The sequence below is a fragment of the Thermostichus sp. MS-CIW-37 genome (assembly GCF_054060065.1).
Genome location: NZ_JBSSCV010000032.1, coordinates 14,873 through 30,219 on the forward strand (window position 1 = coordinate 14,873; position 15,347 = coordinate 30,219).

General features: G+C 59.7%; 12 protein-coding genes. 4 read left to right on the forward strand and 8 right to left on the reverse strand.

The window, feature by feature from the left end:
• The first annotated feature begins 13 nt into the window (after window positions 1-13).
• Entirely contained in the window at window positions 14-1,288 is a 1,275-nt protein-coding gene (locus ACVWYZ_RS12370; RefSeq protein WP_457467226.1) for a dihydrolipoamide acetyltransferase family protein, read from the forward strand.
• Window positions 1,289-1,379: 91 nt separating this feature from the next.
• Here the strand turns inward: ACVWYZ_RS12370 and lipA are convergent, their stop codons facing one another.
• Window positions 1,380-2,273: a lipoyl synthase gene (gene lipA, locus ACVWYZ_RS12375; RefSeq protein ID WP_457467227.1), complete on the reverse strand. Its 894-nt coding sequence runs from the start codon at window positions 2,271-2,273 to the stop codon at window positions 1,380-1,382.
• Window positions 2,274-2,448: 175 nt separating this feature from the next.
• On the opposite strand from lipA, the gene tkt reads away from it, so the two are divergent.
• Entirely contained in the window at window positions 2,449-4,449 is a 2,001-nt protein-coding gene (gene tkt, locus ACVWYZ_RS12380) for a transketolase (protein WP_457467228.1), read from the forward strand.
• 407 nt (window positions 4,450-4,856) lie between these two features.
• Here tkt and ACVWYZ_RS12385 read toward each other — a convergent pair whose 3' ends face one another.
• The gene (locus ACVWYZ_RS12385; RefSeq protein WP_011432750.1) at window positions 4,857-4,985 is read right to left on the reverse strand and encodes a hypothetical protein; all 129 of its coding nucleotides are present in this window, start codon (window positions 4,983-4,985) and stop codon (window positions 4,857-4,859) included.
• 184 nt (window positions 4,986-5,169) lie between these two features.
• Here ACVWYZ_RS12385 and ACVWYZ_RS12390 point away from each other — a divergent pair, with 184 nt between their 5' ends.
• Both ACVWYZ_RS12390 and ACVWYZ_RS12395 read left to right on the forward strand, forming a co-directional pair.
• The gene (locus ACVWYZ_RS12390) at window positions 5,170-5,655 is read left to right on the forward strand and encodes a hypothetical protein (RefSeq protein WP_457467229.1); all 486 of its coding nucleotides are present in this window, start codon (window positions 5,170-5,172) and stop codon (window positions 5,653-5,655) included.
• 345 nt (window positions 5,656-6,000) lie between these two features.
• Window positions 6,001-7,050 (forward strand): hypothetical protein, encoded by a 1,050-nt coding sequence (locus ACVWYZ_RS12395; protein WP_414351943.1) that lies wholly within the window; start codon window positions 6,001-6,003, stop codon window positions 7,048-7,050.
• An 81-nt stretch (window positions 7,051-7,131) separates the two neighbouring features.
• Here ACVWYZ_RS12395 and ACVWYZ_RS12400 read toward each other — a convergent pair whose 3' ends face one another.
• The 6 genes from ACVWYZ_RS12400 to ACVWYZ_RS12425 form a co-directional block, all read right to left on the reverse strand.
• Complete coding sequence (locus ACVWYZ_RS12400; RefSeq protein WP_457467230.1) at window positions 7,132-7,419, reverse strand: hypothetical protein; 288 nt, start codon at window positions 7,417-7,419, stop codon at window positions 7,132-7,134.
• 18 nt (window positions 7,420-7,437) lie between these two features.
• Window positions 7,438-8,055, reverse strand: a complete 618-nt coding sequence (locus ACVWYZ_RS12405) for a hypothetical protein (RefSeq protein ID WP_457467231.1) — start codon at window positions 8,053-8,055, stop codon at window positions 7,438-7,440.
• 21 nt (window positions 8,056-8,076) lie between these two features.
• Window positions 8,077-9,906 (reverse strand): proline--tRNA ligase, encoded by a 1,830-nt coding sequence (locus ACVWYZ_RS12410; RefSeq protein ID WP_457467232.1) that lies wholly within the window; start codon window positions 9,904-9,906, stop codon window positions 8,077-8,079.
• Window positions 9,907-10,032: 126 nt separating this feature from the next.
• Window positions 10,033-13,200, reverse strand: a complete 3,168-nt coding sequence (infB, locus tag ACVWYZ_RS12415; RefSeq protein WP_457467233.1) for a translation initiation factor IF-2 — start codon at window positions 13,198-13,200, stop codon at window positions 10,033-10,035.
• 373 nt (window positions 13,201-13,573) lie between these two features.
• The gene (locus ACVWYZ_RS12420; protein ID WP_414409175.1) at window positions 13,574-13,882 is read right to left on the reverse strand and encodes a YlxR family protein; all 309 of its coding nucleotides are present in this window, start codon (window positions 13,880-13,882) and stop codon (window positions 13,574-13,576) included.
• A 44-nt stretch (window positions 13,883-13,926) separates the two neighbouring features.
• Window positions 13,927-14,937 (reverse strand): HD domain-containing phosphohydrolase, encoded by a 1,011-nt coding sequence (locus ACVWYZ_RS12425; protein WP_457467234.1) that lies wholly within the window; start codon window positions 14,935-14,937, stop codon window positions 13,927-13,929.
• Between the last annotated feature and the right edge of the window lie 410 nt (window positions 14,938-15,347).

Below are 15,347 nucleotides of genomic sequence, written 5' to 3' on the forward strand. Positions count from 1 at the left end.
CCCATCCCCATCGATGATCCACGAACTCTCCATGCCGGCCCTCAGCTCCACCATGGAAACGGGCAAGATCATCACCTGGCTTAAGAACCCCGGCGACCGCGTGGAGAAAGGAGAAAACATCCTGGTGGTGGAGTCCGACAAAGCGGACATGGACGTGGAGTCCTTCCACAGCGGCATCCTGGCCAGTATCCTGGTGCCGGCAGGGGAATCAGCCCCGGTGGGCGCCCCCATTGCCCTGATTGCCGAAAGCGAAGCGGAAGTGGCCCAAGCTCAGGAAAAAGCCAAAGCCCTCGCTGCTGGCGTTACCCCTGCGGCTCCACCTAGCGCAGACCGCGCCTCTGCAGCTCAGCCGACAAGTCCTGCCCCTGCGGCAACCCCCACCTCTACACTGCCAAATGGATCGGATGGCGCCGGATCCCAGCGGATCGTGGCTTCCCCGCGGGCGAAAAAATTGGCGGAAAGCCTGGGGATCGATCTGCGCACCGTGCGCGGCTCCGGCCCCAACGGTCGCATCATAGCCGAAGACGTGGAGCGGGCAGCGGCCCTTTCCGCTCCTGCAGTGGCTGCCCCCTCTGCCCCAGCCCCTACGTCCCCAACTCCTGCGGCTGTCCCCTTGGGAGAAACGGTTCCCCTCAGCACTTTACAAGCGGCGGTGGTGCGCAATATGAACGCCAGCCTGGGCGTGCCAGTGTTCCACGTCGGCTACACCATCACCACCGACAACTTGGATCAGCTGTACCAACAGGTAAAGCCTAAGGGGGTGACCCTGACGGCCCTTTTGGTCAAAGCGGTGGCCCTGACCCTGGAGAAGCATCCCCTTTTGAATGCCAGCTACACAGAAAACGGCATCCATTACAAATCGGATATCAACATCGCCGTGGCCGTGGCCATGGAGGATGGCGGGCTGATCACCCCTGTCCTAAAGCAAGCCAACCGGCTGGATCTGTATGAGATCTCCCGCCGCTGGAAGGATCTGGTGGAGCGGGCGCGGCGTAAGCAACTGCAGCCAGAGGAGTACACCAGCGGCACCTTCACCCTCTCCAACCTGGGCATGTTTGGGGTGGATCGCTTCGATGCCATTTTGCCGCCCAACCAGGGATCCATTTTGGCCATCGGCGCTTCTCGCCCCACGGTAGTAGCGACACCGGAAAAAGCGATTGCCATCCGCTCCCAGATGCAAGTGAACCTTACCTGTGATCACCGCGTCATCTACGGGGCTCATGCGGCGGCTTTCCTGCAGGATCTGGCCCAGTTGTTAGAACAAAATGTGGGATCCCTGACGTTGTAGCCGCCCTGAAACCCGGCCTTGAGCCAATCTCAGAGTAGGGTTCTTCTCTCGCGCAACCCACAAGGTCGGGCAGCCGGCGAGGCCCCAGCGCTCAGGAGCTCCTCCTGGGAAAGCGCTGCATCAACTCTTGCACAGCCTCGGCATGGTAGGAGCTGCGGGTTAGGGGCGAAGACACCACCTGCAAAAAGCCCAGTTCCTCTCCCACCCGTCGCCAATGGTCAAACTCCTCTGGGGTGACATAGCGCTCCACCGGCAAGTGCTTGGGGCTGGGAGCCAGATACTGGCCCAAGGTGAGAATGTCACACCCTGCCCGGCGCAGATCCCGCATCACCTGCAAGATCTCCTCGGCTGTCTCTCCCAGACCCAACATCACCCCCGACTTGGTGTACAGGCCGGGATCCCATTGCCGTGCCAACTCCAACAGTTTGAGGGAGCGCTCGTAGTTCCCTTGCGGGCGTACACGGCGATAGAGGCGGGGCACCGTTTCGGTATTGTGGTTGAGCACCGTCGGTCGGGCTGCCAGGATCTGCTGCAGCGCCTGCCAGTTACCGCACAGATCTGGGATCAGGACTTCGATGGTCGTCTGGGGCATGCGGCGACGGATTTCCGCAATGCAGGCCACAAACTGGCTGGCTCCCCCATCGGGCAGGTCGTCCCGATTCACTGATGTAATTACCGCATGGCGCAACCCCAAGCGCTCCACTGCTTCCGCCACCCGCCGGGGTTCGGTGGCATCCAGGGGCAGGGGGCGTTTGGTGAAGTCGATATCGCAGTAGGGGCAGGCGCGGGTACAGGCCGGGCCCATGATCAAAAAGGTGGCGGTGCCGTTGGCAAAACACTCCCCCAGGTTGGGACAGGAAGCTTCTTCGCAAACCGTGTTCAGGCCCAAGTCCCGCAGCAGTTGCTGGACGGATCCCACCCGTTGAGGGGCCTTGGCCCGCAGCCAGGAGGGTTTGCCGCCAGGAGAAGAAGAAACAACGGTCAAAGAAGTGCTCCAGCACAAAACAGCAGCGACGGTATCACTCAGCTTAGCCTGCCATTTGGCCCCGTTGGAATTTGGACAAAGCCAATTTCCCGGCCCAATTGATCCCTGCCGCCTCGGAAGCACGACCCAAAACGCGGCATACTGGAAAGCAAATGTCGAGCGATAGGGATCCCACATGGTTGTTGCTGCTCCTCCCTCTCTGGAACAACTTGCCATCAACACGATTCGCTTTTTGGCGGTGGATGCTGTTCAGAAGGCCAACTCCGGCCACCCCGGCCTACCGATGGGAGCAGCACCCATGGCCTATGTGTTGTGGCAGCAGTTCATGAAGTTCAACCCCCGCAACCCCAAGTGGGTGGATCGGGATCGCTTTGTGCTCTCGGCGGGGCATGGCTGCATGCTGCAGTACGCGCTGCTGCACCTAACCGGCTTCGATGTAAGCCTGGAGGACATTAAGCAGTTCCGCCAGTGGGGATCCAAAACCCCCGGCCACCCGGAAAACTTTGAAACTCCGGGGGTAGAGGTCACCACCGGCCCGCTGGGGCAAGGGGTGGGTAACGCGGTTGGGCTGGCGATTGCCGAGGCCCATCTGGCCGCCCGCTTCAACAAGCCCGGCCACACCATTGTGGATCACTACACCTACGTGATCTTGGGGGATGGCTGCAACATGGAGGGGGTGGCTTCCGAAGCAGCTTCTTTGGCCGGCCACCTGCAACTGGGCAAGCTGATCATGCTCTACGACAGCAACCACATCTCCATCGACGGCAGCACAGAAATCGCCTTTACGGAAGATGTGGGCAAACGCTATGAAGCCTACGGCTGGCACGTGCAAAAGGTAGACGACGGCAACCACGACCTGAAGGGGATCGCCGAGGCCATCCAAAAAGCCAAGGAAGTCACCAACAAGCCTTCTTTGATCATTGTCGAGACCACCATCGGCTACGGATCCCCCAACAAGGCCGGCAGCGAGAGCGTCCATGGGGCACCCCTGGGGCCGGAAGAGGTGAAGCTCACCAAACAAAACCTGGGTTGGCCTCTGGAGCCGGAGTTTTACATTCCCGACGAGGTGCTGGCCCACTTCCGCCAGGCCATCGAAAAAGGGGCCAAGGCCGAGGCCGAGTGGAACGAGCGCTTCGCCGCCTACGAGAAGGCTTACCCCGAAGAGGCCGCCGAGTTCAAGCGCATCATGGCCGGGGAGCTGCCGGTGGGCTGGAAAGAAGCGCTGGCCCCCATTGCCGAAACCGGCAGAGAATCCACCCGCAACCTCTCCAAGTTTTGTCTGAATGCCTTGGCCAAAGCGGTGCCGGAACTGCTGGGGGGATCCGCAGATCTCGCCCACTCCAACATGACCTATTTAAAAGGGATCCCAGAGTTTCAGGCCGGCTCTTACGAGGGGCGTAACTTCCGCTTTGGGGTGCGGGAACACGGCATGGGAGCCATTGCCAACGGCATGGCGCTTCATGGAGGTCTCATCCCTTACGACGCCACCTTTTTGATCTTCACCGACTACATGCGGCCTGCCATCCGCCTATCGGCCCTCTCGCAAGTGCGGGTGCTGCACGTCATGACCCACGACTCCGTCGCCTTGGGAGAAGATGGCCCCACCCACCAGCCCATTGAGACACTGGCTTCCCTACGGGCTATCCCCAACCTCTATGTGCTGCGCCCAGCGGATGCCCGCGAAACGGTGGGATCCTACCAGGTGGCCCTAGAAGCCAAGACCACCCCTTCTGTGCTGGTGTTTACCCGGCAAGCCGTCAACCCGGTGGAAGGCACCTCTGTTGAAGGCGTAGCCAAAGGGGCCTATGTGGTGGTGGATGCCCCCAACCCAGAGCTGATCTTGATCGCCACCGGCTCTGAACTGGAGCTGGCAGTGAAAGCTGCCGCCCAACTGAAGCAGGAAGGCCGGGCGGTGCGGGTGGTCTCTATGCCCTGCATGGAGCTGTTTGAGGCCCAGCCCCAGAGCTACCGAGACTCGGTTCTGCCCCCCAACGTCACCAAGCGCGTCTCCGTCGAGGCAGGCTGCACCTTCGGCTGGCACAAGTACCTGGGGTTTGAGGGGGTGGCCATTGGCATCGACCGCTTTGGCGCCTCTGCCCCCGGCCCGGTGTGCATGGAGAAGTTCGGCTTCACGGTGGAAAACGTGGTCAACACTGCCCGCCGGCTGCTGGGCTGAGGGCACTTTACCCCTTCCTCGGCGCTTTCAAGGGGCTCAGCAGGGATCCCTTCTCTGCTGGGCTTTTTTCCCTGTTGAGCCTGCTGCCCAGCGGCGTGACCCGGACAGGCGTAGCGAACCTCGCATCAACCAATCAGCAGGACTTCCAAAGCATCCGGATCTGCTTCTTTCTGTAGGGCAGCCATGGCGGAGAACGCAGTCGAGGGCGGCTTCCTGCCCCGCAGACAACACCTTTGCCTTGAGGACATCTTCAACCATGGCGGGGATGATCCTTGAAGGCAAGTTGGAAGTCGAGCAGGCTGCCACCATCGCCTTGAAATCGCCTTGAAGAAGAAACTTTGGCTTCCGCCGCCGTGCTGAGGTGCTTGTGCCGGCTGCAGACACAAACAGCTTTGCCTACTGTTTGCCTACTGTAGGAACCCCGCCAGTAAAATCACCGCGGCTCCCACGGCAGCCAAAATCGTCAGCGCCCGGCCCGCGTCGGCACTGCCCTTCCACGAGAAGTTTTTCTCCGACTTTTTCGGTTCTGCTGGCATGGCCATGCCTCCCTTTGCATTCCCAACTCTAACTTAACTTCCCCCCCACGGGATCTTAGCTGGTTGGGGCATACCCTGGAAAAAACAGCAGCCATCTGGCCCGGCCAGCCGTTTTTGGGAACAATACAAGCAGGCAAGGGATCCAACTCCCACCAGTCTGGAAGAACATCCTGAGGCGAAAGCCATGAGCTATGCAGAACGGAGCAAAAGAATGGTTTTGACGTTGGCGACTCTGCTGGGCGGCTGGGTTGGCGGAGGGTTGTTGCAGGGATCCCTCTGGGTTGCCGCTCAGCCTACCTTTCAGACAGTGCCGTTGCCGCGCTTACCGGTGGGTGTCGATCAATTGGTTTTTAATCGCCCAGTGGCCCGCTTCAACCCCGACCTACCTGCCGAGCTGGTGATCCGCAATCGCACCGGTCTGCCTTTGGAATACGGCTTTACCGATCCCCGCCAGAAAGTCTCGGAACTGCCTGCAGGCGAAACGTTGCGCCTGAGCAACCTGTTGATCCCCAATTGCATGGCCATCAACACGCCGATGTTGGCTCCTGTGGGCTACCAGGTGAGCGTGGATCCCTTGAATGTGATCACCGTAGAGGTGCGGCTGGTCAACGATGTCTCCGGCGATCATTGCCTCGATCTGCAAGAGACAGGGGCTATTTTTGTGAATTGATATCAATAAACTGACATAAATCGATCGGCGATCGGCGGTCACGACACAAGTTAGTTGATCAAAGGGATCCCTTACATCCTCACCTACAGTCATCTTCTGGCCTTTGCCAGGATGGACATGGGATCCCACACGGTAGATGGCAGTTGACTTTGCCCGGTTTTGACGCTGGGATTGAGTCTATTGGAGAGCCGATCAGAGGTTTAGGCGTATCGACAGGGGCCATCCCCTGTGACAGGATTCGAACAGGATATCGAGGCCGATGTTCTGCCGGACTCTGTTTAGCCTTTCTCTGGGCTTGTTGCCTGTGTAGTCTGTCTGTACTCTATCTTTTTCTTGGATGGTCTCATGAGCGATAACTTGTATTCCTGGTTTCCCCGGGCCTTGGTGATCGGTGCTGCGGTTGTGGGGTTGTCGAGCTTGCCTGCAAGGGCTCAGCAAATTACGGATCCCAGCCCAGCTCAAGCGGCCACCAATGTTGAACCTACCTCCCCAATCTCGGCTTCTTTCCGCAGCCAAGATGGCGTCAGCGTGCGCCCGGAAACGGTGAGGGTTTTTGTGGATGGTCAAGATGTCACGTCCCAGTCGGTGATCACCCGCGATTTCTTCACCTATCGCCCTGCCCAACCTCTGCCGCCGGGGCGTCGGGAAGTCTTGCTGGAGTTCACCAATACCCAGGGGGTGACCCGCCGCGTGACCTGGAGCTTCACCGTGGGCAGCCCTGTCCGCGCTTCCATCGACCTGGTGGATCACAATGCCGGCAGTCGCCCCTTGGCAGCCGGGGAAATCCTGCTGGTTACCGTCAAAGGCACTCCTTCCAGCCGGGTGACGGTTTACCTCATCCAAGATGGACGGCAAGTGCAAACCCTGCCGGCTCAGGAAGTCTCCAGCGGCACCTATGTGGTGAATGCCCTAATCGAGGCGAAGGATACCACCCGTGAGGGGATCGTCGTCGCCCGCTTGGAAAATGGCGGCCAAGTGCGCTTCATGACCGCCGAACAACCGGCCCGCCTGATCGAAGGGGCCACCGGGGGCATCCAGCGGCTGACCACCCAAGAGGTTTCCGCCACGGTCAGCGCCCCCAGCCCCCTCTTGCCTCAGATCACCAACCTGCGGGATGGGGATCGGGTTTCCGGCTCTTCGTTTACACTGCAGGGCACTACAGCTCCCAATGCTTCGGTGCGGGTGAATGTAACGGCTTCGACCTCTCTGGGCGGCATCATCAGCGCCCAACAGACCGTGACCAACCAAACGGTGCAGGCAGATGCCCAGGGCCGTTTCACCATCACCGTTCGGCCTCCCATTCCGGCCTCTGGCACGGTGTATCAGGTGAATCTCACGGCCACTTCCGGCAACCAAACCAGCCCAACGGTAACCCTGCGCCTTACCCAGCAGTAGGGGTTCAAGGGATCCCAATCCATCCCGATAGCCTTCCCCCCACCCATCAAGGGATCTGGGCAGCCTTCCATGTCCAGCAGTTCAGACTTCCCTCTCTCCCCTGGGAGAAGGGCTGGGGGTGAAGGCTCTATCATCTTCAATTCCCAGGGATCCCTTGCCGGCTTGTAGGGGAGTTTTGGATAGAGGAGACTGCATTTGCCAGCGCCACAGGATCCCGGCCATGATCAAGGTGGGCAAAACGATCATCCCGACCACCACCGGTATTTGCTCCGGCAAGGCCAAGTAAGGGCCACCATATTTGATGGCTGTGCTGATCCCGGCGGCAGCCAGCATCAACTTCAGGGCAAACCAGACTGTTTTTTGATTCATGATTTATGGTCACTAAATTCACGATGGGCTGGGGTTGCTGACCATGGCAGTGAGAATGCCGGCAATGGTTTCCAGCTCCTCAGGTACCCGATACAGCGTTAAGTCTTGTTTGATCATCTGCTGATGGGCAAGAATTTGTCCGAACTGCCAGATAGACCCCATCGTCACTGCACCGTAGATCTGAGCCTGCTGCTCCACCTGCGCCAGGGCAATCATTTCTACAGCCATTTGCACAAAGGCTCGCGTTAGATCGTCCTTTTTGGCTTCAACCACCAGCAGGATGTTCTTCCCTCGCAACAGATAATCGAGGCTGCCCTTCAACCAATTGTTGACCATCAGGGGATACTCCAGCCGCAAAGGAACTCGACAATGGAGAGCCACTTCGGTCATCACAGGAGCCACCAGCAATTCCCGCCGCGCTGTTTCGCTGGTGAGGCTAACCAAAGGTAACAATTGTCGGATCCGATCTTTCAAAACTGGGGTTTGCGGCGGCGCAGGGGCAACAGGCCATGTCCACTCCCCAATTTCCAGTCGATAGCCAAACTGAGCCAAGATTTCATCCGGCTCGTAGGGCATCTCAAAATAAGAGCGAAAAGTATAGGATTCGTCTTCTTTAAGAATGGAGATGTTCAGCATGGAGTTCAGGAGAAACCACGCTCAGTCTGGCACAGCTAGGGCTGCTTCAATCCGCTCTTTCAGGGTGGTCACCACTTCTTCAATGGGAATTTCCGTGGCTTGGCCGCTGGCCCGCTCGGTGAGTTCCACCTTGCCCTGTTTGAGGCTGCGCCCTGTGGTGATGCGGTAAGGGATCCCGATCAGATCCGCATCTTTGAATTTCACCCCGGCCCGCTCGTCCCGGTCATCCCAGAGGGTCTCGATGCCGGCAGTAGCGAGATCCTGCACCAGTTTCTCTGCCACGCTCATCTGCTCGGGGTCGGAGATGTTGGGCACCACCACCACTACGTGATAGGGGGCAATGGCCACGGGCCAGATGATGCCATTAGCATCGTGGGATTGCTCCACCGCCGCCTGGGCCAAGCGCGATACTCCAATGCCATAACAGCCCATCCACAGGGGCTGCTCGGATCCCTGCTCGTCGGTAAAGGTGGCCCGCATTGGCAGCGAGAACTTGAGGCCTAGCTGAAAGATATGGCCGATCTCGATGCCACGGGCCGTTTCCAGGATCTGGTCGGGGTTGAGCAAACACCGATCCCCCGCCTGTGCCTTGCGCACATCCACCACTTCCGGCAGGGGATATTGCTCGCCCCAGTTGGCCCCCACCACGTGCTGCCCCACCTGGTTGCCGCCGGTCACAAAGTTCTGCAGCAGGGCTGCCGTCTGGTCGGCCAAGCGCAGGATCTGGGGGGCAAGGTTTTTTTGCCGGCCCAGACAGCTATCCGGCAAGTCGGGGGCAATGTAGCCCACCGGGATGGGATCCCCCTGCCAACTGTTTTGGATCTCGGCATCGGCCAAGGCGAGCTTGAGCAATTTGCTGGCTTGGTAGCGCTCTGCCAGGCGGCTGAGGTGGTTGGCCAGTTTGACCTCATTGACTTCTTGATCCCCACGGATGCTCAGTAGCACTGCCACCCGCAGGCCGTTGTCGTAGAGGGCTTGGTAGAGGACGTTTTTAACGATCAGGGTAGAGGAGATTTTTAGGAAAGCGGCCAGCTTCTCGATGGTTTCGGTTCCCGGCGTATCCAGAACCTGGAAGGCGGTGTAGGGAGACTCTGCCGCTGGCGGCGGGATGGAGACGGCCTTCTCTACATTGGCAGCATAGGAGCCATCGGGCGTGTAGAGAATCTCATCTTCTCCGGCAGAGGCCAGCACCATAAACTCCTGCGAGGCCGCCGATGGCCCCCCGATCGCCCCGGCATCAGCATCCACCACGCGAAACTCCAGCCCACAGCGCCTGAGGATGCGGCTATAGGCTCGGTACATATCCTGGTAGGTCTGGCGCAGGCTTTCCTCGTTGGCATGGAAGGAGTAGGCGTCTTTCATGATGAACTCCCGCCCTCGCATCAGGCCAAAGCGGGGTCGAATCTCATCCCGGAACTTGGTCTGGATCTGGTAGAGCGTCTGCGGCAACTGGCGATAGGAGCGGATGAGATCCCGGGCCAGCAAGGTGATCACCTCCTCATGGGTGGGGCCTAGGGCCTGCTCACGTCCCTGGCGATCCTTAAGGGCAAACATGATCCCTTCCGCCTGGGTGTACACCTCCCAGCGGCCCGACTCCCGCCAGATCTCTGCCGGCTGCAGCTGGGGCAAAAGACACTCCTGAGCGCCGATGGCGTTCATCTCCTCCCGGACAATCTCCGAGATCTTTTGCAGCACCCGCCAGAGGAGCGGCAGATAGGTGTAGATCCCTGGGGAGAGCCGCCGGATAAAGCAGCCCCGCAGCAGCAATTTGTGGCTGGGCAGCTCGGCCTCAACGGGATCCTCCCGCAGCGTTACAAACAGCATCTGGCTCAGTCTCTGGCTCTGTTGCATCCATTCCCCCCTCTGAGGACTCCGTCCCGCTTACGCGATCAGCTCAAATTTTCCCTCCCTGTCTGGGATCCCCTGCCCGAGAACACAGGCCTGACCGGCAGGCCAACCTGAAGTGCCTTGATGAAGCTAGACAGAGGCCAGCGTCCGCCGCTTGGTGACCATCTGGTACACCTCGATGATGTCGCCTTCCTGCCAGGATTGGAACTTGTCGATGCCGATCCCACACTCGAAGCCGGCAGCCACCTCCCGCACGTCGTCCTTGAAGCGCTTCAGAGAGTCGAGACGACCTTCGTAAACCACCTCCCCTTTGCGACGAACTCGCACCAGAGCATTGCGCTGCACCTTGCCCGAGAGCACATAGCTGCCGGCAACCGCACCGCGCCCGATGGGGATCACCAGGCGCACTTCCGCTTGGCCCAGCGGCTCCTCCACTTCTTCCGGCTCCAGCAAGCCCTCCATCGCTGCCCGCAGATCGTCCAGCAGGTTGTAGATGATGTCGTACTCCCGCACGTCCACACCCTTGTCATCGGCAGCCTGACGGGCGCCGGGGGCCAGGGTAGTGTTGAAGCCGAGGATGATGGCGTCGCTGGCCGCAGCCAAATCCACGTCGGTTTCCGTGATCTCGCCAGGAGCCGCCAGCAGAACCCGCAACTGGACTTCCTCTTGGGGCAAATCCCGCAGCGCTGTCTGAATGGCCTCGGCGGATCCCTGGACATCCGTCTTGATGATCAAGTTCAACTCCTTGAGCTGACCTTCTTGGGCTTTGGCGGAAACGCTACCCAAGCTCACGCGACGAGACAGCAGCGCCTGTTGTAGACGGGTTTGCCGCAGCACCTCCGCCCGCTCTTGGGCAATGCGACGGGCCTCTTTTTCGTCGGTGTAAACCTGAAACTCATCCCCGGCTGCCGGGACTTCATCCAGGCCTAGCAGTTGTACCGCCGAAGAGGGCCCAGCTTCCTGCAACCGCTGGCCGCGATCGTCCATCATCGCCTTGACCCGACCCAGAACGGCCCCGGCCACCAGGGTGTCTCCGACCCGCAGAGTGCCATTTTGCACCAAGAGGGTAGCCACCGGCCCGCGGGCTTTGTCCAAGTGGGCCTCGATCACCGTGCCGCGAGCGGGACGATTGGGGTTGGCCTGCAGCTCCGCCACATCGGCCACCAACAGGATCATCTCCAGCAGAGCATCCAGGTTACGGCGGGTGAGAGCGCTCACCTCCACCATCGGGGTATCCCCACCCCACTCCTCTGGCAATAGGCCATGCTCCGCCAACTGCTGCTTGATGCGCTCCGGCTGGCTGCCGGGTTTGTCGATCTTGTTAATGGCCACGATGATCGGCACCTGAGCCGCCCGCGCATGGCTGATCGCTTCCAGAGTTTGCGGTTGTACCCCATCGTCGGCGGCCACCACCAAAACCGCAATGTCGGTGACGCGGGCTCCCCGGGCGCGCATGGCGGTAAAAGCCTGGTGGCCAGGAGTATCCAGGAAAACGATGCGCCGCTTCTGGCCTTCAAAGTTCACATCCACATGGTAGGCACCGATGCGCTGGGTGATCCCGCCAGCCTCTCCCTGCGCCACTTTGGTGTCGCGGATGGCATCGAGGAGGGTGGTTTTGCCGTGGTCCACGTGGCCCATGATGGTCACCACCGGCGGACGCGAGACCAGATGGTCGATGTCCTCCACATCCAGCATTTCGGTTTTTTTGGCCTCGGGTTCTGCCTCGGGTCGGCGAATCTCATAGCCCAACTCTTTGGCCACCGACTCGGCCAGCGACTCATCCAAGACCTGGTTGATGGTCACCATCACCCCCTTGAAAAAGAGGGTTTTGATGATCTCGGTTTCGGCCACACGCAGGCGGTGGGCCAATTCCTGAACGGTGAGGCTGCCATCCAAGAGCAACACCTTCTCTTCGGGCAAGGGCTCTGTCCCGCTGGCGCGATCGGCAGCACCAGCTTCAGCGGAGGTGGGTTGCTGCTGCGAACGAGCAGCAGGGCGGGGGCGGGCGGTGGGAGCAGCCGTTGCCGCGGGTGGGCGATAGGAAGGAGGCTTGGCGGTGGGGCGAGCCAAGGGCTTGAGGGCGTTTAGCTCAGCCTGCTTGACCGCTGAAATGATGGTCATGGGATCCAAATCCAAACCATCTCCATCTCCTTCCCCCCGTCTCCGACTGCGTTTGCGTTTGGCTTGAGCGCGGGCAGCCCGTCGGTTAAGAGCTTGCAACTCCTCGTCCTCTTCTTCTTCCGTTTTGCGCTTGACCTTGGGTGGGGTAGGTCTTACAGGAGCCTCTACCAACACCGGGCTGGGACGTTCCCCAGGGATCCTCTCTGGCAAGGGAGAGGCGGCATCTGGCTCAGGGGGAGCTGGCTTGGCCACAGGACGGGTAGGGGGCCCCACCAATTCCATCCGCCGCTGCGGACGAGGGGCTTCACCGGCTTTGCCGCTGCTGGAACGGTTTTCCTCAGTCACCGGAGAACGCGTGCCAGGGCGAACAGGTGCGCCCACCAGTTGTGGACGCGGTCGCTGCGCAGGTGGAGGAGAAGGAGCTTTTTCTTCCGCAGGCTGAGGGGCACGGGCGCGGCTGGGGGATGGTGCTTCTGAAGGGCTGGGGCGACTGAGCTCGGGAGCTTTTTGCGGCGGTTCAGGCCGCTCTGCCGGCAGTTCTGCCTCGGAGGTAGCTCGTCGAGGGGGGGTGAGCACAGTTGGGCGCTTGGCCACAGAACTGGGCTCGGAGCTGCTGGCTTTGGCTGCGGCAGGTTCAGGGCGAATGGGGGGGGGTGCCGGTTGAGAAGCCGTCCCCGGCTCTTGGGTGGCCTCAGACGAGCGGACAGGAGGGCTAACTTGCCGCCGCGGCGGGCCTATGAGCTGAGCACCACCGCTGGCAGATCCTTTTTCGGGGGAGACTCGCTCAGGTCGAGATGGCGAGGGCTTGGCAGCCGGCGGAGTTTCAGCCGTCTTGGCCTCGCCAACTGGGGCTTGCTGCTGAACGGGCGCGGGCCGACGAATGCCGACGATCGCGCTGGCGGTGCCGGGAACTTTCTGCTGAGGGCGCTCACTGGCTTTAGCTTCAGCAGGAGGCTCCGGCGGGAGGTTTTCAGATGGGGGTTTGGGCCGGGGTCGAGGAGGCTTCACAATGCGGGAGGCGCCCAGCTTGCTGCGCACCAACTCAGCCTGCTCCGGAGAAATGGTGCTGCTGTGGGTTTTGAAAGGGATCCCCAGTTGCTCACAAATCTCCAGCACCTCCCGACTGTCACGCCCCATCTCACGGGCAATGTCATAGAGTCGAACTTTGTCGGTCATTCGTCTGCTAGCCTCTGCTCCTTTCTCCTCGTCAGTTTTACTCTCCAAGTCAATGGGAACCCGGTTATTGGGTTGAGCCGAACCTTTTGGGCTTGCGGGGGCTTCCTCCGGTGCATCGAGAGCAGCTTGGCGATCCTCTAGAGATCCGGACTGGAGGGAACCCAGGTCTGAAGCTGCTCTGGCAACATCCGCAGGGGACATCCAGTAGGGCAGCCGGGGAAAGAATAGATGGAAACAGCGCCTCCAGAATAACCTCTCTGCAGCTCCTCCAGCCTGACCTCAGTTTTCCGGCCAACTCCCATTCTGACAATTGAGGGGGGCTGTCGTGTAGTTCGCAACCTGATGAACCTAAAAGGGCGTTTAAATATCTTACCTATGTTTGGGAATACCTCTGAGGCTCAGGCTTTTGGAGGAGATGCCCCTGGCAATCCTGCTCAAGAGAATCCAACAGCCGTTGAAACAACGAGTCAGGCACCGGTGCCTTGAGAGCTCTGCTGATTTGCTGCTTGCGTCGGGCTGCCTGCAGACATTCCAGCCGACGACAGACATAGGCAGAACGCCCCATACCCTCATCCAAAAGCACTTGGTGGGAATCAAATTGCCTGACCAGCCGCCACAGTTGTGAGCGAGGAAACAACTGGCGACAGCCTACACAACGGCGCAGCGGATCGGCACCCGGCAAAAGACTCTATCCTGCTGATACACTACAAGCAAGCTCTATCCAGCCTACTCCAAATCTGGCGCCTGCGATCGCAGAAACTCAAAGAAATACTCCACCAACTGGGGATCCCGCCACCCTCTGGCTGTTTCTTCCCGCAAAATGTCTATAGCCTCTTGAGCAGTGAAAGCTCGCTTGTAAGGTCGCTCCGAGGTGAGGGCGTCGTAGATGTCGATGATCTGGAAGATACGGGCCACCAGAGGGATCTCTTCCCCCTTGAGGCCGTCGGGATAACCGCTGCCATCCCAACGCTCGTGGTGGTGACGGATGAGGGGCAACACCTCTTTCATGGTGCGTAGTGGGCGGCAGATTTGCTCCCCGATCAAGACATGGGATTTCATCACCTCCCACTCTTCCGGGGTATGTTTGCCTGTTTTACCCAAGATGGCATCGGGTATGCCCACTTTGCCGATGTCGTGCAGGTAACCTCCCCACATCAGCACCTTGATCAGGGGACGGGGCAGATGTAAAAACTCGCCGAAGCTCTTGGCCATTTGTACCAAGCGCTCACAGTGATCCCCGGTGGTGGGATCCCGGCTTTCCACACTGCGGGCAATGGCGAACAAAACCTGGGCAGCATGATCCAAGTCTTCATTGAGGTGCTTTTGGCGAACGAGGGAACGCACCCGCGCCAACAATTCCGACTCGTCAAAGGGCTTGCTCAAGAAATCATCTGCCCCAGCTTCAATACCGCGCACGCGATTTTTGCGATCGCTGGCCGCTGTAATCAGCACCACCGGGATCAAACGCGTCTCGTCATTGGCTTTGATGCGCCGACAGACCTCGAACCCATCCAACCCCGGCATCATCACATCCAGCAAGATCAGATCCGGCTGGAAGGTTTTCAACATCTGCAGGGCTTGATTGCCGTTTTCGGCCTCGCTGACCCAGTAGCCAATGCTCTCCAGCAGATCCCCCAGCAGCAGGCGGCTGTTGGGCTGATCATCCACGACCAAAAGGTGACCAGCCTCAGCCTGATCCGCAAAAGGTGTGACAGGGATCCCAGCCGTTACGGGCATCTTGGGCATCTCGAGTTTGGCAAGTTGGGCGCAGGAGGAGCCGGTCACCGCACAATTCCAGTTGCAACACTTCTACAGTAATCCCATCAGAGAAAAAAGAGCATCAGGCTTTACACTGAGCTGCTCTAAGAAAGGGAAGGGGTTTTTCCCACCAATCCAGAACTTTGTGAGCACCTGTACAGAGCCTAGATATCCTGGAAGCCTCTTTCTGTTTAGTCTGATACAGATGCTTCGGAGAGTGGATGCCCCACCCAACTCCCCAGGCTCCCACGTCAGCGCACTTGGCCATTTCCACTGGCCGGTTAAGTACCGTTTTTAACAAAGGAGGGGCGCGGGGAGCTATAAGTCCCGCCCTGTATGCAAAGCATCAGCGTCGGGATACATGGACTCCCCGCACTTGTCGATTCTCT